General features: G+C 42.2%; 22 protein-coding genes. 7 read left to right on the top strand and 15 right to left on the bottom strand.

Features of this window, described 5'->3' with window-relative positions; translation table 11 throughout:
* Window positions 1-57: 57 nt before the first annotated feature.
* Window positions 58-1,461, bottom strand: a complete 1,404-nt coding sequence (locus HUJ21_RS13770; protein ID WP_291370707.1) for an alkaline phosphatase PhoX — start codon at window positions 1,459-1,461, stop codon at window positions 58-60.
* A 746-nt stretch (window positions 1,462-2,207) separates the two neighbouring features.
* On the opposite strand from HUJ21_RS13770, the gene HUJ21_RS13765 reads away from it, so the two are divergent.
* Window positions 2,208-2,492 carry a hypothetical protein gene (locus HUJ21_RS13765; protein WP_291370706.1) on the top strand — a complete coding sequence of 95 codons (285 nt, stop codon included), beginning with the start codon at window positions 2,208-2,210 and terminating at the stop codon, window positions 2,490-2,492.
* Window positions 2,493-2,563: 71 nt separating this feature from the next.
* Window positions 2,564-2,830 carry a hypothetical protein gene (locus HUJ21_RS13760; protein WP_073092592.1) on the top strand — a complete coding sequence of 89 codons (267 nt, stop codon included), beginning with the start codon at window positions 2,564-2,566 and terminating at the stop codon, window positions 2,828-2,830.
* A 323-nt stretch (window positions 2,831-3,153) separates the two neighbouring features.
* Here HUJ21_RS13760 and HUJ21_RS13755 read toward each other — a convergent pair whose 3' ends face one another.
* On the bottom strand, window positions 3,154-3,993 hold the full coding sequence (locus HUJ21_RS13755) for an endonuclease/exonuclease/phosphatase family protein (RefSeq protein WP_291370705.1): 840 nt from the start codon (window positions 3,991-3,993) through the stop codon (window positions 3,154-3,156).
* Window positions 3,994-4,474: 481 nt separating this feature from the next.
* On the opposite strand from HUJ21_RS13755, the gene HUJ21_RS13750 reads away from it, so the two are divergent.
* Together HUJ21_RS13750 and HUJ21_RS13745 are read left to right on the top strand one after the other, a co-directional pair.
* Entirely contained in the window at window positions 4,475-5,581 is a 1,107-nt protein-coding gene (locus HUJ21_RS13750; protein ID WP_291370703.1) for a hypothetical protein, read from the top strand.
* 72 nt (window positions 5,582-5,653) lie between these two features.
* On the top strand, window positions 5,654-6,580 hold the full coding sequence (locus HUJ21_RS13745) for an SGNH/GDSL hydrolase family protein (RefSeq protein WP_291370701.1): 927 nt from the start codon (window positions 5,654-5,656) through the stop codon (window positions 6,578-6,580).
* 44 nt (window positions 6,581-6,624) lie between these two features.
* On the opposite strand, the gene selD is transcribed toward HUJ21_RS13745, so the two are convergent.
* The 11 genes from selD to HUJ21_RS13690 all read right to left on the bottom strand — a co-directional run bounded on the left by selD (window position 6,625) and on the right by HUJ21_RS13690 (window position 15,818).
* Entirely contained in the window at window positions 6,625-7,671 is a 1,047-nt protein-coding gene (selD, locus tag HUJ21_RS13740) for a selenide, water dikinase SelD (RefSeq protein WP_291370699.1), read from the bottom strand.
* Between the two features lie 4 nt (window positions 7,672-7,675).
* Window positions 7,676-8,686, bottom strand: a complete 1,011-nt coding sequence (gene mnmH / locus HUJ21_RS13735; RefSeq protein ID WP_291370697.1) for a tRNA 2-selenouridine(34) synthase MnmH — start codon at window positions 8,684-8,686, stop codon at window positions 7,676-7,678.
* A gap of 174 nt (window positions 8,687-8,860) precedes the next feature.
* Window positions 8,861-9,736, bottom strand: a complete 876-nt coding sequence (atpG, locus tag HUJ21_RS13730; RefSeq protein WP_291370695.1) for an ATP synthase F1 subunit gamma — start codon at window positions 9,734-9,736, stop codon at window positions 8,861-8,863.
* Window positions 9,737-9,781: 45 nt separating this feature from the next.
* Entirely contained in the window at window positions 9,782-11,362 is a 1,581-nt protein-coding gene (gene atpA, locus HUJ21_RS13725; protein WP_166141979.1) for a F0F1 ATP synthase subunit alpha, read from the bottom strand.
* 36 nt (window positions 11,363-11,398) lie between these two features.
* Window positions 11,399-11,959: an ATP synthase F1 subunit delta gene (gene atpH, locus HUJ21_RS13720; RefSeq protein ID WP_291370694.1), complete on the bottom strand. Its 561-nt coding sequence runs from the start codon at window positions 11,957-11,959 to the stop codon at window positions 11,399-11,401.
* A gap of 10 nt (window positions 11,960-11,969) precedes the next feature.
* Window positions 11,970-12,464 carry a F0F1 ATP synthase subunit B gene (locus HUJ21_RS13715; protein WP_166141976.1) on the bottom strand — a complete coding sequence of 165 codons (495 nt, stop codon included), beginning with the start codon at window positions 12,462-12,464 and terminating at the stop codon, window positions 11,970-11,972.
* A gap of 82 nt (window positions 12,465-12,546) precedes the next feature.
* Window positions 12,547-12,804, bottom strand: a complete 258-nt coding sequence (gene atpE / locus HUJ21_RS13710) for an ATP synthase F0 subunit C (protein ID WP_010854327.1) — start codon at window positions 12,802-12,804, stop codon at window positions 12,547-12,549.
* Window positions 12,805-12,846: 42 nt separating this feature from the next.
* The gene (gene atpB / locus HUJ21_RS13705) at window positions 12,847-13,869 is read right to left on the bottom strand and encodes a F0F1 ATP synthase subunit A (RefSeq protein ID WP_166141974.1); all 1,023 of its coding nucleotides are present in this window, start codon (window positions 13,867-13,869) and stop codon (window positions 12,847-12,849) included.
* A 449-nt stretch (window positions 13,870-14,318) separates the two neighbouring features.
* Window positions 14,319-14,552 carry an AtpZ/AtpI family protein gene (locus HUJ21_RS13700; protein ID WP_291370692.1) on the bottom strand — a complete coding sequence of 78 codons (234 nt, stop codon included), beginning with the start codon at window positions 14,550-14,552 and terminating at the stop codon, window positions 14,319-14,321.
* The gene (locus HUJ21_RS13695; protein WP_073092631.1) at window positions 14,518-14,937 is read right to left on the bottom strand and encodes a polymer-forming cytoskeletal protein; all 420 of its coding nucleotides are present in this window, start codon (window positions 14,935-14,937) and stop codon (window positions 14,518-14,520) included. Before HUJ21_RS13695 ends, HUJ21_RS13700 begins: the two co-directional genes overlap by 35 nt.
* Window positions 14,938-14,939: 2 nt before the next feature.
* Window positions 14,940-15,818: a M23 family metallopeptidase gene (locus tag HUJ21_RS13690; RefSeq protein WP_291370691.1), complete on the bottom strand. Its 879-nt coding sequence runs from the start codon at window positions 15,816-15,818 to the stop codon at window positions 14,940-14,942.
* A gap of 110 nt (window positions 15,819-15,928) precedes the next feature.
* Between HUJ21_RS13690 and HUJ21_RS13685 the strand changes: the two genes are divergently transcribed.
* From HUJ21_RS13685 to uvrC, 3 genes are all read left to right on the top strand, one after another.
* Window positions 15,929-18,568: a tetratricopeptide repeat protein gene (locus HUJ21_RS13685; protein ID WP_291370690.1), complete on the top strand. Its 2,640-nt coding sequence runs from the start codon at window positions 15,929-15,931 to the stop codon at window positions 18,566-18,568.
* Window positions 18,569-18,576: 8 nt separating this feature from the next.
* Window positions 18,577-20,889 (top strand): transglycosylase domain-containing protein, encoded by a 2,313-nt coding sequence (locus tag HUJ21_RS13680; protein ID WP_291370689.1) that lies wholly within the window; start codon window positions 18,577-18,579, stop codon window positions 20,887-20,889.
* Between the two features lie 64 nt (window positions 20,890-20,953).
* Window positions 20,954-22,747, top strand: a complete 1,794-nt coding sequence (gene uvrC, locus HUJ21_RS13675) for an excinuclease ABC subunit UvrC (RefSeq protein ID WP_291370863.1) — start codon at window positions 20,954-20,956, stop codon at window positions 22,745-22,747.
* A 59-nt stretch (window positions 22,748-22,806) separates the two neighbouring features.
* Here the strand turns inward: uvrC and gldN are convergent, their stop codons facing one another.
* Together gldN and gldM are read right to left on the bottom strand one after the other, a co-directional pair.
* Window positions 22,807-23,631 (bottom strand): gliding motility protein GldN, encoded by an 825-nt coding sequence (gene gldN, locus HUJ21_RS13670; protein WP_291370688.1) that lies wholly within the window; start codon window positions 23,629-23,631, stop codon window positions 22,807-22,809.
* A 46-nt stretch (window positions 23,632-23,677) separates the two neighbouring features.
* Window positions 23,678-25,279, bottom strand: a complete 1,602-nt coding sequence (gldM, locus tag HUJ21_RS13665; protein ID WP_291370686.1) for a gliding motility protein GldM — start codon at window positions 25,277-25,279, stop codon at window positions 23,678-23,680.
* Window positions 25,280-25,291: the final 12 nt, after the last annotated feature.

Below are 25,291 nucleotides of genomic sequence, written 5' to 3'. Positions count from 1 at the left end.
ATGACCAGAACGTAGCCGCCCCGGTCATTCATCTTTTTAATTAAAAAAGCCAATATGTTAACTTTTCCAGGGCCCTGTAATGGCCAGAGTAATTCCAGGACCCTGAATATTGACAAAGTAGGTTTTGCCGGATGGAGAAAACACACCCCCGGCCAACTCGGAAGCATAACCTACATTCTCTGCCAGGTGGTACAACTCCCCTTTTGGGGTAATGCCCACTAAAAACGGATGTTTGTGATCTTCACACAAAATGACATCCCCCCAGGGAGCCACAGCCAGGTTGTCGCAGTTTTTCAGGATCTTCCGATCATTGGGTTCGGCAAATAGGGTCAATTCTCCGGGTGCCTTTTCCTCTTCCGGAGAACCTTCCCACTTACTCGGCGCATACCTGAAAACCTGACCTGCTCCGATTTTACCACCATTTGTACAGGCAAAATAAACTTCCTTATCTCCCCACCAGATACCTTCACCTCTTGCAAAAACAGCTGCTCCTTTGTCAAAACCCTGGAATCTCAGGTCATCCTCTGGTGACTCAACGTTTTCAATATCTATCCAGGAAACCTTTTGGGCTTCCATTACGGGAAACTCAGGGCCTTCACTATCCTCCCAATTCCTGGTGTCCCGGCTTTTTTCTCCCAGAATAGCCAGGGCTTGTAGTTTACCTCCCTTATTTAATTTGCCGGGACTCTTGGGGACATACCTGTAAAATATTCCATCTCCCCTATCCTCTGTTAAGTAAACCACTCCTGAAGCCGGATCAATGGCCACTGCCTCATGGTTAAATCTTCCCATGGCTTTGATAGGGCTGGGAACAGCTCTGGAAATCTCCTCAGTTGCCGGCACTTCAAATACGTAACCATGGTCTTTTTCTAACCGGTCTTCATAATCTCCTTTCTTGAGGGTGCTCTCTTCGCAGGTCAACCAGGACCCCCAGGGTGTAATCCCCCCTGCACAATTCCTTACTGTTCCTGCAAGGCTGAGGTATTGCTTTTCCATTTTCCCGGAGTGCTCATCATATATAAAGGTGGTAGTTCCCCCTAATGCAGGTAAAACCCCCTTCCCAAAATCATAAAAATCTTTTTTATTTACTTTATCCAATAGCTCATAGTTAGCACCAAAGCCTGAATGTTGCAAGGCATCGGGGCTTACCTCATGATTTCGGACCACGATCACTTTTCCATTCTTCCCCTGAAAAGCACCCATACCATCAGCTACACCCGGCAAGGTAAGACCATCATCCATGGAATCGCCTGCCTGGCTGATAATTTTATAGGAAAAGCCTTCGGGCAAATTGAGAATGCCTTCCGGATCCTTTTTCAATGGGCCATAACCCAAAGTAGCCTTGCCGGATGTTCTAGAAAAGGCCGGGTTCATGAATTGATACAAGCCCATAAAGCCAATAGTGGCCATTCCTGAGGCCTTGATAAAATTTCTTCTGGAATCTTTTGCTGGATGTTTCATATTGATAAGATATTTATTGCAGTTTATAGTACTTAAAAAAGCCAAATCATACCTTTGTTAAAGGTAAAAACCAACTTTTGAATGGCAGTTTATTCAAATTTAGAAACAAATCCTATCCTTTATACTTTAGCGGTAGTTATGAAATGATCAATTTTCGTCGGCATCCTTAATGCCTTCTTCAAAATTTCATAAAACACGATTGAATTAGCGCCAAACAGGTATGTCTGAAAACATCCTATCCGGTAAATGTTGATTGCTGACTTTTCAAACCGGAATTTTATTACCCATCCCGGGCTAGTGGAAGTAGCCACCTTCCAGATCTTGTCTGACAGAACCAAACCTTCCTGCCAATAGTAGCATCCGGCTGCCATCTTGATGATCCTTTTCTTCTGCCTATTTCAAAAGAGAAAAACCTGTTGGGCTGATCCTTAATGGAGTAGGAAATTTGAGCAGAAACAATTTCAGTAAAAAAATTTTCATTTTTTTTCAAATTAAAAATCGGTCAAAATCGGCCAAAATCTCAAAAAAATAGGGTTTTCCATTTTTAGACTATTAAAAGTGTATTTTAAATTCGGTAAAATGTTTTTTGTTTTAAAAATTTTATATACCTTAGCATCATCAAACAGCGATAAAGACAAAGAAGCGAAAAGAACAAACAGCTAAAAGATTCTTCTACCTTCTTAAAATTCCGGGTAACAGCGGATAGTCTAAAAATAAAATATTCTTTCATATAAATAAACAGCATCATGTTAAAGTACACTTACGAAACAGCAGAGAGGGAATTGAAAACCTGGGTAGATCCCGAAAATGGATCCCTTAACATCCAAATTGGAAATGAGACTGTAAACATTCCCCACCAAATCGGAGCGGAAATGGTAGGCGTAATCCGTCAGAAACAAACCATCTTTCAGGAAATAGAAAGAAAGAAAAACAGCTCCTGGAGCAAGTTCATGGAGTCGCTTGCCGGTCAGAAAAATGACAACAACGGCTATCACGCTACATTAAAAGACCGGAAGTACAAGGCAGCCTAAACAGCTTCTGCCTTGACCATTTTGGTCCCTATTTTCTTTATCCATTTATTTTTATCTAAAAAAACAGCAAGATGTTAAAGTACACATTCGAAACCAATACCCATGAGTTAAAAACCTGGGTAGATCCTAACAATGGCAATCTAAACATTCAAATCGGTGATGAAACCGTAAATATTCCTCATGAAACAGGAATGGAATTGATAGCCGTAATCCGTCAGAAGCAGGTCATGTACCGCGAAGTAGACCGCAAACGTCTCAGCTCCTGGAGCAAATTCATGGAGATGATCTCAGGGGATGATAAAAACAATATTTGGAGTTCTTCTGTATCAGAAAATTAATCGATAACAAATTACAGGTTCCTTCCTGTTGTTGTAGTTGAGTTGGCTGGTGGAGTTGAAATGAGCCGAAGGGTAAGACAGGACAGGGAGGAACAATTTTTTAGGTTGATTCTTTAATACACGTCGATTGGAGGTTGGTATTTTTTATCCAGGAGAATAGACGGTCTGATTGGTCTTGGTTATGGGATCAGGCATTGGCCTGACCCATCAGTAACCAAAAGGATAGATTTGATTTTCCGGACATGTATTTTTTAATCTGGAAAAAGAAAAACAGGCGGTAACCATTTGGTTGCTGCCTGTTTTTCTTTTATGTGTTCTGCTGTTTACCAATTAATAACAGCCATCACGGGAAAGTGATCTGAAGGGAATCGGCTGTGATAGGTATCGGTCAATATCCCGTACTTTTGAACGTTTATTTTTTCACTGACAAAAATATGGTCAATGATCCTTTCGGTGCTTGTGGTGATGTCGAAACTGTTGGTGGTACCATTATTGGCATACACAATTTCGGCAGCATCAAAGGTATCCTTCATACCGGGTGCCGTCCTTAGCAGCTGGTATGCCTCTGTTTCCTGACCCACGTTAAAATCCCCGGTTAGGATTACGGGTAAAGATTCCGTATTGATTTCCTCCATTTTTTCCAGAATCAACCGCGCAGACTGGTTCCTGGCTTCCACTCCCCTATGGTCAAAATGAGTATTAAAAACATAAAAGGTTTGATTGGCATTGAGTGAGGAAATTTTGGCCCAGGTACAGATCCGGGGCAGGGCTGCGTCCCAACCCTTGTTGGGGTGATCCGTTTCGGGTGCCAGCCAGAAGGTGTCTGATTCCTGAACTTTGAATTTTTTCCTGTTATAAAAAATGGCTGTATATTCTCCTTTCTCAGCACCATCATCACGGCCAACACCTACAAAATCATGATCAGGAAGCCTTTCATCCAGATCATTCACCTGCTGAGACAAGCCTTCCTGAATACCGAAAATATCAAATTCATGAAAAAGGATTAGGTTGGCTACCACATCTTTTCTATTGTCCCAGGTATGGGGATCATCATTCGGATTATCATAGCGAATATTGAAGGTAGCGACTGTTATGTGATCGGATTGAGCAAGGGCCCAATTGCAGCATATTGCTGCTAAAAGAAGGCTAACAATTATTTTCATAGTTTTTAGGTTATTATTGATGTTACGATGATTGCAATTTAAAAAAAATAAAAAAAGCCCCGGCCTTTATTCCGGAGCTGTAATTCAAAGGCAATAAGATTACCTTACCTCTTAACCATTGCGTTTTTTCTCTTCTACCTTGGCCTTCTTTTCCGCTCTTTTTTCCATCATGCTTTTGGCAGGTTTCTTTTTATCGGACTTTTTTTCTCCCTTATCTTTACTCATGGCTTTGCTATTTTAAGCAAAATGTAGTCAGATTTTCTGTCAAAACCTATAGTTACAGGCATGATTTTTTACTCCTTCATCCAAAAATTTATGGTCGGAGGAGGCAATCCTCCGGGAAGGCTGTAACCTGGTCCGGGGAAAACGCCGCCAATATACTGCAGAGGTCCAAAAAAGGGCGTAGCCTAAAAGGATTAATCGCACCATTTTGGTATGCATGACAGAGGGCTTATCTTTGTCGCTCAAACAATTGTTATTTATGAATCAGGAGACAAAGGACAAGAAATCTTCCCTTTTTGCAGGCATTGAACGCTGCGAAAATCCATATGTCCTGGCCCAGATTGAGGCTTTACTGATCAAAGCAGACATGCTCAAGCCCATAGGTGAATTGGCCAAAAGTTATCCCTTTTTACTCCAACTCCAATCTACCCGGGATCTTTCTCTCAAAACCAGACTCGAACATAAAAACCTCAACAAACTGTCCCGGTATCAGGAATGGACTGCTGCCCCTGGTTTTTATCTCAGCTTGCTGATGTTATTGATTACTGCTGCCATTATCAATAATTTTTCTTTTGACGAACAAGGTTTCCAGTTCAATCCCTTTATAGGAAAATTGGCCATAGTTTATGCTTGCATTTGGTTGATATACCTGTTGGATTTTTTTATAATAGTATATCTTTCTTTTCAGGAAAAGTCAAAAATTGCCCAAAGTGCCTTTATCCCCAAGTTGCTGACCCTTTTGTTCCCACCTTTGGGAATCGGTTTAAGACATATGGAGGAGCCTGAAAAAACCTGGCTCCCCTACCATCACTGGTCCAAATGCAATGAGGGTTTATTCAACCGGCTCAAACAGCAATTTTCCATTCCAATGATTGTCATTGCCTTGTTGATCATTCCCGTATTACTGATAGAGTGGCAATTTTATGATCAGGTGGAAAGCTGGCTTCGTACCGATTTGTCTTTTGTGCTGGACATGGTGCAGGGTTTTATCTGGCTGGCTTTTGCTTTTGAATTTATCCTGCTTATTTCCATTTCCGATGACAAATTCACCTATATCAAGAAAAACTGGATAGACCTGCTCATCATATTGTTACCATTTGTATCCTTTGTGCGTACCCTGAGGATCGTGAAAGTGGCCAAACTTTCCCATTTGGCCAGGGGGTATAAACTCCGGGCATTACTCATGAAAGCACGGCAAGGGTTAATCTTTGCCAGTTTTTTTTATCGTTTGCTGGCCATAAAACCAGATTTCCAACTCAAAAAGCTGAAAAAAAAGCTGGACCAAAACAGGACAGAAAGGGAAATCATTGAAGAGGATCTGGTGAAACTTTCTATCTGGCTTCGTCAAAAAAAAGCAGACAGGTAAATCCAGTGGTGGTGACATAAAAAACCTGGCATTTTTTTATATATTGGTTTTTATTTCAAAGAAAAATCCTCCATGTATCACTTCTCCTTGCTCACTTTGTTGTTTTGCCTGCTGTTTTCACCCCTCAAAGCCCAGGAGGCTTATGCCATTCCACCTTCTGCTAAAAAGATATTGTTTTTGGGCAACAGCATTACCTATGGGGGAAGCTATGTCAGTTATGTGGAAAGCTACCTGAGGTTAACCTATCCGGAAAGGACCTGGGATTTTATCAATGTAGGTTTACCCAGTGAAACGGTATCCGGACTTTCAGAAGAAGGGCATGCTGATGGAAAATTTCCCAGACCAGATTTGCATGAACGGTTGGATAGAATTCTTACAGCGGTAAAGCCAGACCTGATTTTTTCCTGCTATGGTATGAATGATGGCATTTACCTGCCTTTTGACGAGGATCGTTTTGAGGCCTACAAGAAAGGGCAGGAAAAACTTCATCAAAAAACTGAAAACCTAGGAATCCCCATAATTCACCTGACTCCACCGGTATATGATGAAAGAAAGGGAGCCGCCTACGCCAATACATTGGCCATTTATGCCTCCTGGTTGATGAGTAAGAAGTTTACGCAAAACTGGATGGTAATCGACCTGCATTGGCCCATGCGCAAATTCCTGGAAGACAAACGAAATACCGATCCGGATTTTGTGCTTGCAGCAGATGGAATCCACCCGGGAGATCAGGGACATTGGATCATGGCCAAAAGCTTATTAAAAGGATTGGGAGAGCAAGATAACCTGGACACCGACTTACCGGAACCCGCCTTCAGAAAATTCCCCCAAGGCATGCAAGTCCTGGCATTGGTGGAAGAAAAACAAAGTATTTCAAAAGATGCCTGGCTCAGCCACATTGGCCATGAGCGTCCAGGAATGAAGGAGGGTGTTCCTTTACCCGCTGCACTATCCAAATCAGCAGAAATTATTGCAGCAATGGAGCAGATACTGAAATAAAGCTGCAACTAACCGCAATACCATGACCTGGCAACAAAAAGTTTTTATTCACTACTTACAAGCCAATCCCGCATTTCCACCATTTCACCAAATGGCTTCAGCAGGAAACCTTCATCTGCCATTTTATTTTCAAATTCACTGGTATGTGCAGGATCTATTGCCATCAATAGTCCTCCGCTGGTTTGGGGATCAGCCAAAATCAGGCGGTCGCCAGGTAGGTTTGTCCTGATTCCTTTGCCATAGCTTTCCCAATTGCGGTGGGTACCACCCGGTATACATTCCAATTCCAGGTATTTGGGCACAAAATCAAATACAGGAACTTTTGCCAATTCAATTTTAGCAGAAAGCTTACTCCCCCTGCAAATCTCGGTCAAATGTCCCCCCAAACCAAAGCCGGTAACATCCGTCATGGCATGTACCTCAGGCCAGGCAGCCGCTTTTACCCCTACTTCATTCAGGCTCAGCATGGCCCTTTTGGCTGCCAACACATCTTCTTTATTGGCCAGACCTTTCTTTTCTGCTGTAGTAACCAAGCCTACCCCCAGGGATTTGGTCAAATAGAGCCGATCTCCCTTTTTGGCAGTATTGTTCCTTTTTATCTGATCAACAGCCACCTTTCCGGTCACCGCCAGGCCAAATATGGGTTCCGGGGCATCGATACTGTGCCCACCGGCCAGGGGAATACCTGCTTTATGGCAAACGGATCTGCCTCCATCCAGAACCTTAGCTGCCACCGCTGCCGAAAGTCTGGCGATGGGCCAACCCAATATGGCAATGGCCATTAATGGCCGCCCGCCCATGGCATAGATATCGCTCAGGGCATTTGTGGCTGCAATGGCTCCAAAATCAAATGGATCATCTACGATGGGCATAAAAAAATCCGTGGTGCTGACAATTCCCGTGACACCATCCAGATCAAAAACAGCCGCATCATCACTTTCTTCGTTACCGACCAGCAAGCCTGGAAATTCCATTTTTGCAGCCTGCCCATGTCCCAGGATTTGTTCCAGAACTGCGGGCGCTATTTTGCAGCCACAACCTGCACCATGACTGTATTGGGTTAACCTGACAGCATCCATTTTTTTGTTCATTGAATTAATGATTGATTAGTTTTTTGGCCATCTCCCGAAGGTCAGCAATAGTTAAGTGAAACTCGCCCACAATCTGAGATGCTTTCTTTTGAATTCCCGTTTTATAGGCTTTGTCATAGTAAGTCAAAATGATCGCTGCGGCCTCTTCCAATTTTCCGGATTGAATTTTTTCAACAGCCTCCCTGCTTGATTCCTGGCCCAATCTCTTTGAAATCTGCCAGGTGGCCTGCACCAGATCCTCCCTGGGGATATTCCCATAGGATTCAACCAAAACAGCTATACGCTCTTCTTTGGGCATTATAACCAGATAATGGGGAGAAAGTTGCATCTTTCTGTACAAGGGTTCAATCAACTTTACCTTACCAATAGAAAAAGACTCATCTTCAAGCCATATGGGTTGACTTTGGTCCAGTTGAAGAAATGCCTCAAACAAGTCATTTTGAAATTGTTCTGTTGAGGGCTGTCCGGAACTCAGTTGATAACCAAAGCTGGAGCCCTGGTGATTGGCCAGCTTTTCCAGATCCACTACCTGAGCTCCCAGAGATTGCATTTCATGCAACAACCTTGTTTTCAATGAGCCAGTGGCACCCGAAAGGATTTTTAAAGCCGGAGGGGCTTCAAAATAATCCAGGAGAGCATTTCTAAAGGCTTTGTACCCTCCCTGAAGCAATTGTATGTTAAAACCATAAAGCTCCAAAAGCCAGGCCATGCTTTGGGAGCGCATTCCTCCCCGCCAGCAGTGCATTAGCAAGCTTGTGGATCCAAGTGCTTCCGCCTTATCAATAAAACCAGTCATTTTTGGCCCTATCATCTCCAGGCCTGTCTTGATGGCTTTTTTCTTATTTTCCTGCTTATAAATGGTACCAATAGTTGCCCTCTCCTCATTATTAAAAAGTGGAAAGCTGATCGCTCCGGGGATATGACCTGAAAGAAATTCAGCAGGTGAACGGGTATCCAAAACAGGAATAGCCTCCTTTTTTAATTTCAAAAATTCCTGTACACCGACTACCTTCATGTGAAATCAACTAATACCTCTATATTCCTGGTCAACCCTACGGTTTGAAAAATTAAATTTCAGAATGAATGTAAGCATAATTTAGCCAAGTGCGCAATCAACTTTTATGGCTTCAAACAAAAAGACCGGTTGATAGAATCAACCGGCCCTCTTAATGTGTTCCTAAAGGCTACTTTAATTTCCTTCAAGTGCATTTGCACCTGCCACAATTTCAAGGATTTCATTGGTAATGGCCGCCTGTCTTGTCCTGTTGTATACTAACTTCAGTTCTTTGAGCAATTCAGCAGCATTGTCTGTTGCTTTACTCATGGCCGTCATCCTGGCACCATGCTCCGAGGCATTGCTATCCAATATGGCTTTATAAAATTGAATTTTGAGGGAATTGGGAACCAGTTCTTCGATAATATATTCTCTAGAAGGCTCTACTATATATTCCTGGCTGCTTTGATTGGCCCCTTCTTCCGATTCCAACCTGGCAATAGGCAAAAACTGCTCCTGGACTACCAGTTGGGTAGCAACATTCTTAAATTCATTATAGACAAGTTGTACCTGATCGTAGGTGCCATTGACAAAAGCATTCATCACTTCTTCAGCCGCTTTTTTTACTGGCTCAAAAGAGACATCTTCAAATAATTGATAATGGTCACTTATAATCGGAAAATCCTTTTTCTTAAAGAAATCAAAAGCTTTTTTTCCAATAGGCATAATTGTCACCTGCTTTCCCTCATATTTTTCCTGAATGGACAGCATGGAAGCCTTAAGGATGTTGGAATTGAAGGCACCACACAGCCCCTTGTCTGAGGTTATGGCAACGATCAAAACTTTAGACACCGGCCTCTCTCTGGCATAAATGATGTCAGTACTTCCTTCAGCTCCTGAAGAAATGTTGTTCAGAATGGCAGAAAGTTTTTGGGAGTATGGACGCATTTGTGTGATCTTGTCCTGTGCCCTCCTCAACTTTGCAGCAGCCACCATTTTCATTGCTTTGGTAATCTGCTGGGTAGAACTTACCGAGTTGATCCTTTCCTTTACTTCCTTTAGGTTTGCCATAATTTAATTTGCTCCTCTGTAAATACCTTTAAACCGATATATACTTTATTTAGCCGAATATTTTGGTGCAAGTTCAGCCACTGCTTTTTTCAATAATTCTCCGGTTGTATCCAAATCACCTTTACTGATAGCCGTCAATGCTTCGGGATATTGTGCCGTGATCAGATTATAAAAATCCTTTTCGAATGCACGCACTTTGTCTACAGGAATACTATCCAGTAATCCTTTCGTAGAGGCAAAGATAATGGCTACCTGAAGTTCTACCTTTACAGGTGAATACTGGCCTTGTTTCAGGATTTCCTGGTTTCTTCTTCCTCTTTCTATGGTCCTTTTGGTAGTTGGGTCCAAATCAGAGCCAAATTTTGAAAAGGCTTCCAATTCCCTGAATTGCGCCTGATCCAACTTGAGGGTACCGGCCACTTTTTTCATGGATTTGATTTGGGCATTTCCTCCTACCCTGGATACGGATATTCCCACGTTGATAGCGGGACGGATTCCAGCGTTAAAGAGGTTTGTTTCCAAAAATATTTGCCCATCTGTAATAGAAATCACATTGGTAGGAATATAGGCAGAAACATCACCTGCCTGGGTCTCAATGATTGGGAGGGCAGTCAGGGAACCACCACCTTTTACCAAGGGGGCCAAAGATGGGGGCAAATCATTCATTTGCCTGGCAATTTCATCAGAGGCATTGATTTTAGCAGCTCTTTCCAACAATCTGGAGTGAAGGTAAAATACGTCTCCGGGGTAAGCTTCCCTTCCAGGAGGCCTTCTCAACAATAGGGACACTTCCCGGTAAGCAACTGCCTGCTTGGAAAGGTCATCATATACTACAAGAGCAGGTTTTCCGGTATCCCGGAAAAATTCCCCAATGGCAGCACCTGTAAATGGCGCAAAGAACTGCATAGGTGCAGGATCTGCAGCAGATGCACTTACGATAACCGTATAAGGAAGAGCGCCTCCCTTTTCCAGCGAAGCCACCACATTGGCCACTGTTGAGGCCTTTTGTCCGATAGCTACGTATATACAAAAAACGGGTTCTCCTTTATCGTAAAATTCCTTTTGGTTTAGGATGGTATCAATGGCAACCGCTGTCTTACCAGTCTGTCTGTCACCAATGATCAATTCCCTTTGTCCTCTTCCGATTGGAATCATGGCATCAATGGACTTGATACCTGTCTGAAGAGGCTCATTAACAGGTTGCCTGTAAATTACACCGGGGGCTTTCCTTTCCAAAGGCATTTCGTAAAGTTTCCCTTCCAAAGGACCTTTACCATCAATTGGAGTGCCCAGGGTGTCTACCACCCTGCCCAGCATGCCTTCTCCTGCTTTGATGGAGGCAATCCTCTTGGTTCTTTTGACAATATCACCTTCCCGAACGGATTTGGCATCTCCAAATAATACTGCCCCTACATTGTCTTCTTCCAGATTCAGCACCATGGCCTTCAATCCGTTTTCAAACTCTATCAACTCTCCGGCCTGTGCCTTGGAAAGCCCATAGATACGGGCCACACCATCACCAACCTGGAGTACAGTACCTACTTCTTCTAATTCCGCTTGGGTCCTGGCACCAGAAAGTTGCTCTTTTATAATTGCCGAAACTTCATCAGGTCTTACATCTGCCATTATTGTATAGGATTATTTTTTATTACAGCTAAAATTCTAATATTTCTTTTCGTAGAGGTTCTGAGTAAATCCCAGACGCAACTGTTGCAACTTACTTTTGATGGATTCATCAAGTTGCCGGTCTTCTATTCTCAGGATAAACCCACCGATCAGTTTGGGATCGATCTTCTCTATTAATTCTACTTTATCTTTACCGGAAACTTCCTTTACAATGTCCTTCAAAGATTTTCGAAGGGCATCATCCAATTGAATGGTGGCCACCACATCTGCTTTTTGAATACCATGATGTTCATTGTACAAGCGATGAAAACCTCTGGCCATTTCTGGCAAGATTCCCTCTCTGCCTTTTTTACTTACAAGGTCAAAAAACTTCAAAATCAGGGAAGATGCCTGCTTTCCTGCGAGGGAATGAATCACTTTTAACTTGTGCTCTGAGGAGATCACCGGGCTTTGAATGGCATCCAAAAATTCGGGGCTTTCATCAGCGTATTGCAACATGCGCATCATGTCTCCGTGCACTTGTTCCAGTTCATTATTTTCTACCGCCAGTTCCAGCAATGCTTTTGCGTAACGGGAGGCAACTCTGTATGCAGACATTCGCTATTGATTAATTTAATTTGATATCTTTCACAAAATCCTCAACCAATTTTTTCTGGGAAGCTTCGCTGGATAGGTTTTGTCTCAATAATTTTTCAGCAATCAGCAGAGACAACTCCGCAACCTGAATTTTCACATCAGTCAGGGCAGCCTGCTTCTCCGTTTCAATAACGGCTTTGGCCTCTTCTATCATTTTGGCTCCTGCTTTGGAGGCTTCTCCTTTGGCATCTTCCATCAATTTGGCAGCATACTCATTGGCTGATTTAAGGATTTCATCCCTCTCAATTCGGGCTTCCTGCAGCAGTTTTTCATTTTCCGCTACCAAATTAGCCATTTCCAACTTGGCCTTTTCGGCTTCATTCAGGGAGGCTTCTATGGCCCCATCCCTTTCCTCTAGTGCGGCAAGGATGGGTTTCCAGGCAAACTTTGCCAGAAGAAAAAACAAAATGGCAAAACCTAAAGTTTGCCAGATAATCAAACCTAAATCAGGACTAATCAGATCCATGGTGTATGTTGTTTATGCTAAATATCAATTTGTTCAAATGTAAAGAGCAGACCGGCCAAATGCCGGTCCACTTTACTTAAATTTAGAAAGTAAGGTTGCCATTAAGTGCAATCAGCAGACATACTACCACTGCAAACAAGGAAACCACTTCAATAAGGGCAGCGATGATCAACATTGCGGTCTGGATTTTTCCAGCAGCCTCAGGCTGACGCGCAATGCCTTCCATGGCTTGTCCACCGATTCTACCAATACCCAGACCTGCGCCTATCGCTACAATTCCGGCACCGATGCCAGCACCCATAAGTGCAAAACCGGCAGTCAATAATAATGAAGTCAACATACTCGTTTTTTATTTAATTAAATTGAACAAAGAAATTTACGATCAATGCTCATGTCCATGGTCAGCTACTGCTGCACCAATGTACATGGCGGAAAACAGGGTAAATACATAGGCCTGAATCGTTGCTACCAACAGTTCTATCACATTGATAAACACCACCATCAAGGTGGAAGCAACACCAACGGCATAAGATTCAAATACAAATATCAACCCTATAAAACTCAATATTACAATATGGCCCGCTGTAATGGCTACAAAAAGCCTGACAGTGAGGGCAAAAGGTTTGGTAAACAAACCGATTATTTCAACAGGTACAATGATCAGCAATAAGGGTAATGGAACTCCGGGTGTGGCTACCACATGTTTCCAGTAAGCTTTATTGCCATTAAAATTGGTGACAAAGAAAGTAATCATGGCCAGCGTAACCGTCACGGCAATGTTACCGGTCAGGTTTGCAGCCCCTGGCAACAAGCCCAAAAGGTTACCTATCCATATAAAAAAGAAAAGGGATAGTAAATAGGGAGTGAATTTCTTGTACCGGGGACCAATATTGGGTAAGGCGATTTCATCCCTTACAAAAACCACAATAGGTTCTACAAACGAGGCAATTCCTCTTGGCGCCCTGTTGGGATGCTTTTTGTAATGGCTGGAGGCAGACAGCATCAGGTACAGTGTAACTATCAAAACCAAAAACAGCATGGCCACATTCTTGGTAATACTCAAATCTACAAAAGACCTGCTTTCGTCGACTGCTTGCAGCTTATCATGCTCATCTATGTAATAACCGTTGTGTTCTACCCCGAAATGATGGGTCTCCGGGTCTACAAATGATGAGGAGGAATAAAATTCAAAGCCCCTGTCCGAAGAATAAATAATGACGGGAAGAGACAGGGTAATATGCGTATGCCCAACAGTAGCAAAATGCCATTCATGGGAATCTTTGATATGGTGCATGATGAAACTTGTCTTGTCTTCATCTTCACCTGATGCAGCCACTGCTACACCTGAAAAAGTCAGTAAAATCACTGACAATAAGAAACTTAACCTGATTATTTTGCTGAACATCAAAATATTTTTTATCGCCTATTTCGAATGAAGGCGCAAATTAGCTATTAAGCTGTAGATATCAAACAATAAATACAACAAATAAATGATAAAGAAATCAACAACAAACCAAAGTAAATTTTCATCTCCTTGCCATAAAATCAAAAAAACGAAGCCAATACTACCAAGCAACCTGATTACTGTGACCCCCAAAATGACAGATACAGCATTAAATATTTCCAGTTTCATCAGCTTTACGGCCAAAAACCCAATCATCGCCGTAAGAAGGGTGAAGAAAGTCAGCATGGCCCAAATTTTTTGATGCCACCAGGGTCCCGGAAATAATATTTCCAGGACACCGGTTAGAAGGAACAGGGCCAGGGAAAACAAAATCAACTTAACAACCATTTGAGGAACGGGGAGCTTCACTATCGTGGATTATTATTTTTCAGCATTCTGATAAAAACGGTTCATTTTTTTTCATCAGATTGCAGGGATTTGAAAAGTTGGTAAAATGCAATGAAAATGGATAAGAAACATCCAATTAACAAATAAAGCGGGAAACTCATCCCGCTTTTCAAATGAAGCCGGTATCCCAAATAGGTGCCTAAACCAATAATGGCACACATTTGAAATGCCAGACCAAAATACTTTACATAATTAGGTGGGTCAGTTTGAGGAGAGTTGTTTTTTGGGGTTGGCATGATCCCTTTCCAATTTTAATTGGTTGTTGTTTCCCATGTTACATTTTCCGTTGAACTCAGCTCCATTTTCAATGATCAGTTTTTTGGTGAAAATATCTCCAAAAATAAGTGCTGATTTTTTGAGGAAGAGTGATTCTTCACAGTGAATGTTCCCATTTACTTGTCCGGATATCTCCACATCTGCAGCTTTCACATCTCCGTTAACCTTTGCGGATTCACCGATGATGATCTTTTGCTGGGAATCAAGAGAACCTTCTACAGTACCCTCTACACGGATATTTCCCTGAGAACCTATATTTCCAACGATCACGGTTCCTACCGCCACCAGATTGCTGGAGGTCACCAATTCATTGGTATTTCTTCTGTCATCAGAATTTTTTGCCATATCTAGTCAAATGTTATAAACTCTTGCGGGTCAAGCGGATTTCCCTTATACCACAATTCAAGGTGCAGGTGTTGCCCCGTGGTCTGCTCTCCGGTGTTCCCTATTATGGATAATATCTCTCCTCCTTTGATGGGATCACCAACAGATTTCAATATTACAGAATTATGTTTGTAAATCGAAATCAATTCGTTTGAATGCTGCACCCCAACTACATAACCGGTCTCAAGGGTCCAGTTTGCGAAAATCACTGTTCCATCTGCCACAGCTTTAACCGGCTCGTCCTCTCCTGCGACCACATCTACACCAAAGTGACCCTCTGCTGAAGAATACCCACTGGTGACAACCCCTTTTACCGGAGGGAAAAAATAATTATCCGTGAATGATCCACTGCTAATCCTTCCAAAATTAGCTTCTTCAAGCGGCAGGGACTCGAATTCTCTCACAATTTTTTGGGTGGCTTCACTACTTTTAAAAAGGTCGATTTCACTTCTATTTACCTGCTCCCTTTCTGCAGTATCTTCATTTGATGCTGTTTCGACCTGATCCATTTCTTCTTCCCCGGAGATTACCATCTGGATATTTCTTACATACTGGTCTTTGGCTTCCACTTCCATGATAAGGGAATCTATCGTTTCTGATAAGGAATGTATCTTGACCATATTTTCGGTTTCAATATAAACCGGATCAAACCACCTGGCCAATAAAGATTTTGACAAAAACAGGGCAGCTACAAAACAAGCCATAAAAACCAAAACAAATAACAAACCCACCCTGATTTTTGTAATGTTGAAAGAAGTGATCACAGAAAAATCCTCCTCCTTTCTGATCACAATCAGAAATTTGGTCTCAATCCAATCATTAATTTTCTGTTTTAAGCTCAACGCGCTACTCTTTTAAATTTATTTATTTTACAAAAATAGAATTAAATTCCTTTCGTTTAAGTTTTTGTTACAAAAGAACTAATTTGGTCCAGATTTCAAATTCCAAACCATTGCAGAAAAATATCCTGTTTTTCCTATTTCCCCTCTTTTTGGTGCTGAGCCTTTTTTCGTGTTCATCCCAAAAAGACTCCTTTACCAATCGCCTTTATCATAACACAACGGCCAGGTTCAATGCCTATTATTATGCCAACGAAAAAATTTTAGAACTTGAAGGTAAAATAAGGGAGGAATACCAGGAAGATTTTTCTCAGGTTTTACCGGTGTTTTACCCCATAGATAGCAGTACCATTGAAGCCAATGAAGCGCTCCTGGAAGAAGCGAGAGAAATGGCATCAAAAGCCATAGATTGGCACAAAATAAGCAAGTGGGTGGATCCTTCCTATTTTCTTATTGGTAAGGTAGATTATTACAAAGGTCAGTTTGAAGAAGCGCAGAACACTTTTAAATACCTGAATGTCAACAGTGAGCAAGATGAGGTCCGCCATAAAGCATTGATCCAGTTGCTGAAAAGTTTCGTTGATCTTGGCCAGTTTGAAGATGCAAATTTCGTCATTGACTACCTCTCGAAAGAAACCAGCATTAGCAGGGAGAACAAAAAATTTCTCTATAAAACCCTGGCCTATTATTACGAAACGAGGGGGGAGACCGACATGATCGTACCCTCTATATTTAAAGCTTTGGAATTAAGTAATGACAAGGCCGAAATTTCCCGAATGCATTTTATGCTTGGGCAAATGTACCAAAATGCCGGTTTGGATGCATTTGCCTATGAATATTACCAAAAAGCATTAACCGGGAGCCCCAATTATGAAAGGACATTCTTCGCCCAACTGTATTCTCAGCAAGTTGCCGAACTTGAAAAGAGTAAAGACCTCAAAAGGGTCAGAGATTACTATGATGAGCTTTATAAGGACAACAAAAATGTAGATTTCAGGGATGTGATTCTCTTTGAAAAGGGGAGGTTTGAAAAAAAACAAGGAAATCTGGAAGAGGCTATCCGCCTGTATTCCCTTGCAGTAAAGGAACCGGGAGAAAATGAAAGGCAAAAAGGTTATATCTACCAGGAATTGTCAGAGATATATCTCCACGAAAAAGAAGATTTCCTCAAAACCAAATATTACCTGGACAGTGCCCTGGAAAAGTTCAAAGAGACAGACCGCAACTACGCCGACCTCGCTTCAAAAAAGGAAGTTTTTGACCAGTATGCACAAAATTACGAACTGCTGACCAGGAATGACAGCCTGATCCGGTTGAGCCGCCTTAGCCCGGAAGAACAAGAAAAATTTGTTTCCAGTTATCTGGAAAAAGAAGAAGAAAGGTTGATTTTGGAAGCAGAGTTGGCGAATAAAAAGGAAAATACCGGCATATTTGAAAACCTCCTGGCTTTTGGCGGAGCCGGAGGAAGCGCTACCTCCTCTTTCTACTGGGATAATCCAACAGCCATACAGCGAGGGGCATTGGAATTTAACAGGGTCTGGGGAAACCGGCCCTTAACTGACAATTGGAGGAGGAGCAACAGAAGTTTCCAGGATAATGAAGCCTCCGAATCATTTAGCCCCCAAGTAAGCGAAACTGAAGAAACCCCTGAAGACTCCCTGTCTTCCTCCCCAATAAGTACGCTCCCTGACAAAGCGAGTTTATTGAGTCAAATTCCCAATGAACCGGAGACCAGGGAAATGATGGAGGCTGAAATGGAAGATGCTTATTTTAACCTGGGTAAATTATTGTATTTTGATCTCAAACAACCTGAGAAAGCCATCGGCTACCTGGAAAAATTAATTCAGGAATTTCCTCAAACGCCCAAGAAGCCTGAGGCTTATTATACCCTATACCTGGCTTCCCAGGAACTCAATACCAACCCGCAAATATATTTTGAATTACTCAATGCGGAATTCCCAAATTCCCAGTTTACCAAGTCCATCAACAATCCGGATCAGGTTTCCGGATCCCAGGCCAATATTGAATCTGGTGAAAATTACAAAGAGGCCTATGTCTATTTCCAGAACAGGGAATATGCCACAGCCAGAAGCATCATCAGGGAAACCTTAAACCGATATCCATTAACAAAAAATACGGACCGATTATTGCTGCTGGACATTATGATTTCGGGAAAATTGGAATCATTGGAATTATACAAAGAACGTCTACAGGGATACCTCCAACAAGCCAAGGACGAAAAACTGCTGGATTTTGCAGAAGAGCTATTGAAAGCAGTGAGTGGGGATGATGAAAACGCCATGGACAATGAACCTGAAGAAAGCCAGGATGATGCCATGTCTACGGAGGTAGATGAGGAAGATCCTGCTGACTCATTATCCGATTCACCCTACCAGGAAAATAAAGGGCAAACCCACATATTTATATTGCCAATGGATGCGGGTCTTGCCGAAAATGTGGGAGATCTAACCGCAGCACTGGAAAGTTTTCATGCTGAAAATTATCCCAATCAACGGTTGCGAACAGGTACCATTGCCATCAGTAGAGAAGTAAGTATCCTTATTATCAGCCCCTTTCCAAATGCGGCCAAATCTATGGAGTATAAAGATGCCTTTTTAAATAGTTTTAACATAGATTCCTTACCTGAAGAAATAAAAAATAGTAGTTTTGTAATTTCTATTGAAAATTTTCAACAACTCAATAAAAGGAAAGACATAGATGAATACCGGTCTTTCTATGAGAATGCTTATTGATAATTCATATGAGTAAAAATACAAAAAACACCTCTTCCCCCCTATATCAAAAAATCATCAAATACATGTGGCTTGTTTTTGGGTTGGGCCTGATTGGTTTTATGATTTTTGTGTTGGCGGTAAATGCCAATTTTCTGGGGCTATTTGGAGAAATGCCTGAATTTGAATCTCTGGAAAATCCGGATAGTGAGGTAGCTTCAGAACTTTATTCGGCAGACGGTGTCTTACTGGGTAAGTATTTTCGGGAAAACAGGTCTCCTGTAACTTACAATGAGCTTTCACCAAATCTGATCAATGCATTGATTGCCACGGAAGATGTCCGGTTTGAAGACCATTCAGGCATAGACCCAAGAGGACTATCCAGGGTATTGGTAAAAACCCTTCTATTGGGGCAGAGCGGAGCCGGAGGGGGAAGCACACTCAGCCAGCAAACCGCTAAAAACCTTTTTAAAACCCGGACACAGGCCTCCCAGGGATTATTGAGTAATATTCCAATTTTGAGGATGATAATCATCAAAACCAAAGAATGGATCGTTGCAGCCAAGCTTGAAAGGGCCTATACGAAGGATGAATTGCTTACCATGTATCTGAATACCTCTGATTTTGGCAGCAATGCATTTGGAATCAAGACAGCAGCGAGTACCTTTTTCAATAAGGACCCGAGAAATTTGAACCTGCAGGAGTCTGCTACACTGGTAGGTTTATTTAAAGCTCCTTCCTATTACAGCCCTGTCTACAATCCTGAAAATTCGACCAGAAGGAGAAATACGGTTCTTTCCCAAATGAATAAGTACGGTTACATCTCCACATCCCAGTACGACAGCATATCAAAATTGCCCATAGAACTGGAATATAATGTTGAAAGCCACAATGAGGGACTTGCCACCTACTTCAGGGAGGTGGTGAAGGCAGACCTGATCCAGTGGACAAAAGAAAACCTGAAGGCAGACGGCAGCAACTATGACCTGTTCGGAGATGGACTGCGGATATTTACTACTATCGACAGCCGCCTTCAGAAATATGCAGAAGAGGCAGTAGGAGAACACATGCCCGAACTTCAGCAAAAATTCAGGGAAGAAATGGGAAACAGGGAACCCTGGATTGACAGCAATCGCAGACCCATAGAAGGATTTATAGAAAATGCCGTAAAAAGAACCGATGCTTATAGAAATCTCAAATCAAGGTACGGCGATGACCAGGATAGCATTGATTTTAAGCTCAACCAAAAAAAGAAAATGAGAATCTTCTCCTACGAAAAGGGAGAAATTGATACCATGATGAGTACCATGGATTCGCTGCGTTATTATAAGAAATTTCTCCAGGCAGGCTTCGTTTCCATGGATCCACACACAGGTCATATCAAAGCCTGGGTGGGAGGAACCAACCATAAATATTTCAAATACGATCACGTAAAGCAGGGCAAGAGACAACCCGGCTCAACTTTCAAGCCCTTTGTCTATGCCGCTGCAATAGAAAATGGCTATGGCCCATGCTACACCGTCATCGACCAGCCTGTAGAAATCAATATCCCCAACCAGCCAACCTGGAGGCCAGATAATGCCGATGGAAAATTTACCTACGAGCGAATGACCATCAGGTCAGCCATGTCACAATCAGTCAATTCCATCACAGCATATATGATGAAAAAACTGACTCCAAGTGTGGTAGTAGAAACAGCCCACCGGGTAGGTATCAATAGTGAATTGGAAGCCGTCCCGGCTTTGGCCCTGGGTACGGTAGACGTTTCCATCATGGAAATGGTAGGAGCCTTTAGTACTTTTGTAAACAAAGGAGAACACATCACCCCTATTTATATCGATCGCATTGAAGATAAGAATGGAAATGTTCTGCACCAGTTTATTCCCAGAAAAAGACCTGCCATGAGCGAAGAGCATGCCTATATTATGGTGTACATGCTTCGGGGGGGTACAGAAGAAGAAGGAGGAACCAGTCAGGGACTACCCTGGCATCTCCGGGATGAAGGAAATGAAATTGGTGGGAAGACAGGCACCACCCAAAATGCCTCCGACGGCTGGTACATGGGCATTACCAAGGACCTGGTTAGTGGGGTTTGGGTAGGCGGAGATGACCGTGCCATACATTTCAGAAGCTGGATTAATGGTCAGGGATCGAGAACAGCCAGGCCGATTTGGTCTAAATTTATGACCAAAGTTTATGAGGATGAATCTTTGGATATAACCAAAGGCCCGTTTCCCAAGCCCGAAAGGCCCCTTAGTGTTGAAATTGACTGTTCCGAATATGACCTGAAGCAGGATGTTTACCAGGAATTTGATTATGATGCCACCAGTACGGATTTTTAATCCCCTTTCATGGAAACGTCATTTCCTGGGAGTCGACCAATAATTTCTTGTCTTTATGGACGACATGCTTTCCCCTTCTTACCTTCCAAGCGAATACCAGCAACTTCCTGATCTACCGGGAGTCTACCGATACTATAACAAGGAAGGCTTATTGATTTATGTAGGAAAGGCAAAAAATCTTAAAAAAAGGGTTGGGAGCTATTTCAATAAAAATGCGGGAATCAATCAAAAAACCCGCAGGATGGTCAAGGAAATCCAGAAAATAGAATTCACCATAGTCAATTCTGAATTTGATGCCTTGCTTCTGGAAAACAACCTCATCAAAAAATCCCAGCCCAAGTACAATGTCTTGTTAAAGGACGACAAAACTTATCCCTATTTACTGCTTACCAAAGAACCTTTCCCCAGAATCTACCCAACAAGACGGGTAATCCCTTCCAAAGGGACCTACTTTGGCCCATTTGCCAGCGTAAAGGCAATGAATAATGTTCTGGATTTGATACTATCTCTATTTACCATCAGAACTTGCAAACTGGATCTTTCAGCGGAAAAAATAAAGGCTTCTAATTACAAAATCTGTCTGGAATATCACCTGGGAAACTGCAAAGGGCCATGCGAAGGACTTCAGGATGAATCCGATTACCTGAAGGATATAGAGCAAGCGAGGAATATCCTGAAAGGAAACCTGAGTTTGCCCAAAACCCATTTCAAGGAATCCATGCAAGCGGCAGCATCCGCTTTGGACTTTGAAAAGGCGCAATTGTATAAGGAGAAATTTGAGCTGCTTGAAAAATACCAGGCCAAATCCCTGGTAATCAACCCTAACGTGGACAGTCTGGATGTTTTTTCCATAGTCAGTGAAGAAAAATATGCTTTCGTCAATTACCTGCGCATAAAAAACGGAGCCATCACCCTGAGCAAAACCGTAGAATTAAAAAAGAAACTGGATGAACCCGATCAGGAGTTGTTATTAACCGCCATTGTGAGACTTAGGGATCAATTTCAAAGTGATGCCAAAGAGGTACTTGTAAACCTTGAATTTGAGGACAGCCCGGATGGATTGCAACTATCCCTTCCAAAAATCGGGGACAAAAGAAAATTAATAGATTTAAGCCTGAAAAATGCCCTTTATTATAAAAAGGAAAAAGCTTTGCTGGCAGGAGAAACAAAAAATAAAAAAAACCGGGTACTGCTTCAATTACAAAAGGACCTTTCCCTGATAGAACTCCCCTATCACATAGAGTGCTTCGACAATTCCAATATTCAGGGAAGTAACCCCGTTGCCAGCATGGTATGTTTTAAAGACGGAAAACCCAGTAAGAAAGAATACCGCCACTATCATATCAAAACGGTAACCGGACCCAATGATTTTGCCAGCATGGAGGAAGTAGTACTCAGGAGGTATAAAAGAATCCTTCATGATGGATTGTCCCTTCCAAATTTGATCGTCATAGATGGCGGAAAAGGACAATTATCATCAGCCGTTGCTGCACTGAAATCTCTGGACATCTATAAAAAGGTACCCATCATCGGAATCGCGAAGCGCCTGGAGGAAATTTATTTTCCCGGAGATCATTACCCCATTTTTATTGACAAGAAATCTGAATCCCTGAGGCTGATACAACGCATCAGAGACGAAGCCCATCGATTTGCCATTACCTTTCACCGAAATCTAAGAAGCAAAGGGGCTCTGGGTACCCAGTTGACCACCATAGAAGGCATTGGAGAAAACACTGCCAATAAACTACTGAGCCACTTCAAGTCAATTAAAAACATTCAAAAAGCAACATTGGAAGACCTTTCCGATCAAATTGGAAAAGACAAAGCCCGTAAAATTTTTAACAGGCTTCACCCATAAAAAAAAACAGCCCTGTATATAAGGGCTGTTTTTTTTTTACAAAAGAAATGGCTCTCAGATTACCACTCCCAAAGATTGTTTTCCCATTCAAGCAGGTCGTATTCAAAGTCAAGCGAATTTAAATAAGCCTGAAGTTCCGGATTCGGATTATCCGCATCTACCATATCTACTATTAAAGCGTTGTCCGGGTTGGTGTATTTCCTAACCACAGATCTGAATAACCTCAAATCGAAAGCCTGACTGTAAGGCAAGTGCTTGGATGTGTTTTGAAAGTTTAGCCATTGCCCCTTTTCCACATCATCAAAATAATTGTAAAAATCCTTGAACCGAATAAAAGCAATTGATTTTTGCCCTACGTTTGCGTTGGTTTCAGAAGGCATGACCAATTCCAGGTATTTTACGTCAAATTTAACTTCTGACCTGTGCTTGTCGAATACAAAATCCTCCTTGAAATCCAGGTAATAGATGTCTTTTACGAATACACTGTCTCCGTTTTCGGCCGTCAGAAAATTGGTTTGAAATTCGCTAATGGATAACGGTTGTGTAAATTCCTCATCAGCGAAAATTTCAAACGCATTTTCATTCACTATGGCATCATAGATGTTCATCATGATACCGTCGGATTTCAAACCTCCCGTGCCATAAAGGGGAAGATTGAATTTTTCCCTCAGATCTATCCTTCTCCATACGCCCACCTGGTACATTTTATCATCTTCCCGTATGGGCAGAACCGAATAAACGGTGTCTATATCGAAACCTGAGTCCCCTACCTGCATATTGGGATTTTGGGTATTGGTATTTTGAGAAAACCCGGGCATGGCCAGAAAAATCCCTGCTACCATTAGCAGCATAAGCTTCCGACCTAAATTTCTTGATTCCATCATGTTTTCTTTTATTTAGTGTGTCTATAACGACTTAGATTTTAGAATATTATCTAATAGAGATCGGATAGACTTCATTTACAGTACTTTTAATTTTATTACCCCTAAAATTGGTTCTGGTAACCTCACGTGCAATTACTACAAGTTTATCTCCACTTTGCGCCTGGGCCAGTAAATTCCTCACAGCCACATTCTGTCCGGTGATGTTTACACTTTCCCTGGGCACGTCATTTCTTACCAGTCTGACCTCCCCACCAGTAACCTCAAAGTTGGCATCTCTGGACATGGTCCTGCCAAAAGTAGGTTCCGGAATGGCCCTGATTTGAAGATTGGTTAAACTGCTGGCAGCAACGGGATTTTGTAAGTCAATCTGAGTATCTCCGGTGAAAGGTCTGATTGTAGGAGCAGGAACAGGCTTGATATCGTAATCCACTGTTCCAATTCTATTTCCACCACTGGACACCCCAATATTCACCGTTCCGGAAGCAACCGGAATAATGGTCACATCTGTAGGCCTGGATCCTTTGATGGCCTGGCCTCCGGATACGGAAAACTCAGGTGCATAAGAATTGCCCAGGGCAGGAACTTCAATGACCAGATCATTGGCGCATTCCGCGTACAATTGATTAACGACTTCAGAACTTACCTTAATAACAGGCTGGGCCACGAAATACTCATACTCAATATTGAATACACTATCCTGTCCGCCAATAGGGACTACTATTTCACCTTTTAAAGTTCTGGCGGCAAGTCCCCTGTCATCGTAATTGGAGGCAGGAGCTACCGGGAATTCAATTTTACCAAAACCACCTTCCACAGGCACTTCCCTTCCATCTGCTGTCATTTTCAGCTCTGTGGAAGAGGAGGAAGATGCCAAAAACATCTCTGCTTCAAATGTCAGACCTGCTGCCACTACATTTGAATTGGCAGCAATTCTGGCTTTCAGGTTATCCGCCTCGAAGATAAATGAACCCAAAGAATTGGTGATGGCAGTTAATGCCTCACTTTCAATGTTCAAAACTTCATTTTGATGCTGACTGATAATAGCCAAAACCGCACCAATGGGTGATTTTACATAATTAAGGTTAACATAATCCTTATAATTGACATCAACGTCATTTTTAAAAAGATCAATTTCAGAGGCATCTTTTGCGATTTTCTCAAATGAAAGCTGAATGTTAAGATCTGCCAGCATCTGACTCAACTCCTCAGGAAAAGCATTCAATTTTTCCTGCATCTCATACCCTAACCTGTTGTTGTTAAAAATATTTCCCGGTATGTCCGTGTTTTTCAAGGCTGAGGTTTTAAAATTTCCCTCATCATTGATCGCATTTGACTGCTCTATTACCGCAGCTTTTGCTTCTTCAAGATACCTGTAAAGATCTGCGCTTTTGGCCCGTATCTCTTCGGCGGCCGCAACCTTTGGTACATCCAGGGGATTGTTTCCTTGCTGCTCTACTGTAGAAGAAATGATATTCACCGAAAACTGATTTTTCTGAATATAATTCTTGGAAGTTCTTTCCAGACCATCGTTGATCAAGATAAATTTCTGAAGGATCTGATTACTTACCTGAAGTGCCAACAGAGCTGTCAGTACCAGGTACATCATCCCGATCATCCGCTGTCTTGGTGTTTCTTTACCACCCGCCATAAGCTAAATTAT

It is taken from the genome of Cyclobacterium sp. (assembly GCF_014762705.1).
Taxonomy (GTDB): Bacteria; Bacteroidota; Bacteroidia; order Cytophagales; family Cyclobacteriaceae; genus Cyclobacterium.
Note: the sequence above shows the minus strand (reverse complement) of the source record. Positions and strands in the feature narration are given on the sequence as shown.

Coding starts and splice junctions, on each gene's coding strand:
- gldN (WP_291370688.1), bottom strand. CDS start 23,631: ATGATGGAATCAAGAAATTTAGGTCGGAAGCTTATGCTGCTAATGGTA.
- HUJ21_RS13680 (WP_291370689.1), top strand. CDS start 18,577: ATGAGTAAAAATACAAAAAACACCTCTTCCCCCCTATATCAAAAAATC.
- HUJ21_RS13770 (WP_291370707.1), bottom strand. CDS start 1,461: ATGAAACATCCAGCAAAAGATTCCAGAAGAAATTTTATCAAGGCCTCA.
- HUJ21_RS13745 (WP_291370701.1), top strand. CDS start 5,654: ATGTATCACTTCTCCTTGCTCACTTTGTTGTTTTGCCTGCTGTTTTCA.
- atpE (WP_010854327.1), bottom strand. CDS start 12,804: ATGTTGACTTCATTATTATTGACTGCCGGTTTTGCACTTATGGGTGCT.
- gldM (WP_291370686.1), bottom strand. CDS start 25,279: ATGGCGGGTGGTAAAGAAACACCAAGACAGCGGATGATCGGGATGATG.
- atpH (WP_291370694.1), bottom strand. CDS start 11,959: ATGTCTGCATACAGAGTTGCCTCCCGTTACGCAAAAGCATTGCTGGAA.
- HUJ21_RS13715 (WP_166141976.1), bottom strand. CDS start 12,464: ATGGATCTGATTAGTCCTGATTTAGGTTTGATTATCTGGCAAACTTTA.
- atpG (WP_291370695.1), bottom strand. CDS start 9,736: ATGGCAAACCTAAAGGAAGTAAAGGAAAGGATCAACTCGGTAAGTTCT.
- atpB (WP_166141974.1), bottom strand. CDS start 13,869: ATGTTCAGCAAAATAATCAGGTTAAGTTTCTTATTGTCAGTGATTTTA.
- uvrC (WP_291370863.1), top strand. CDS start 20,954: ATGCTTTCCCCTTCTTACCTTCCAAGCGAATACCAGCAACTTCCTGAT.
- selD (WP_291370699.1), bottom strand. CDS start 7,671: ATGAACAAAAAAATGGATGCTGTCAGGTTAACCCAATACAGTCATGGT.
- HUJ21_RS13760 (WP_073092592.1), top strand. CDS start 2,564: ATGTTAAAGTACACATTCGAAACCAATACCCATGAGTTAAAAACCTGG.
- HUJ21_RS13765 (WP_291370706.1), top strand. CDS start 2,208: ATGTTAAAGTACACTTACGAAACAGCAGAGAGGGAATTGAAAACCTGG.
- HUJ21_RS13700 (WP_291370692.1), bottom strand. CDS start 14,552: ATGCCAACCCCAAAAAACAACTCTCCTCAAACTGACCCACCTAATTAT.
- HUJ21_RS13695 (WP_073092631.1), bottom strand. CDS start 14,937: ATGGCAAAAAATTCTGATGACAGAAGAAATACCAATGAATTGGTGACC.
- mnmH (WP_291370697.1), bottom strand. CDS start 8,686: ATGAAGGTAGTCGGTGTACAGGAATTTTTGAAATTAAAAAAGGAGGCT.
- HUJ21_RS13750 (WP_291370703.1), top strand. CDS start 4,475: ATGAATCAGGAGACAAAGGACAAGAAATCTTCCCTTTTTGCAGGCATT.
- atpA (WP_166141979.1), bottom strand. CDS start 11,362: ATGGCAGATGTAAGACCTGATGAAGTTTCGGCAATTATAAAAGAGCAA.
- HUJ21_RS13755 (WP_291370705.1), bottom strand. CDS start 3,993: ATGAAAATAATTGTTAGCCTTCTTTTAGCAGCAATATGCTGCAATTGG.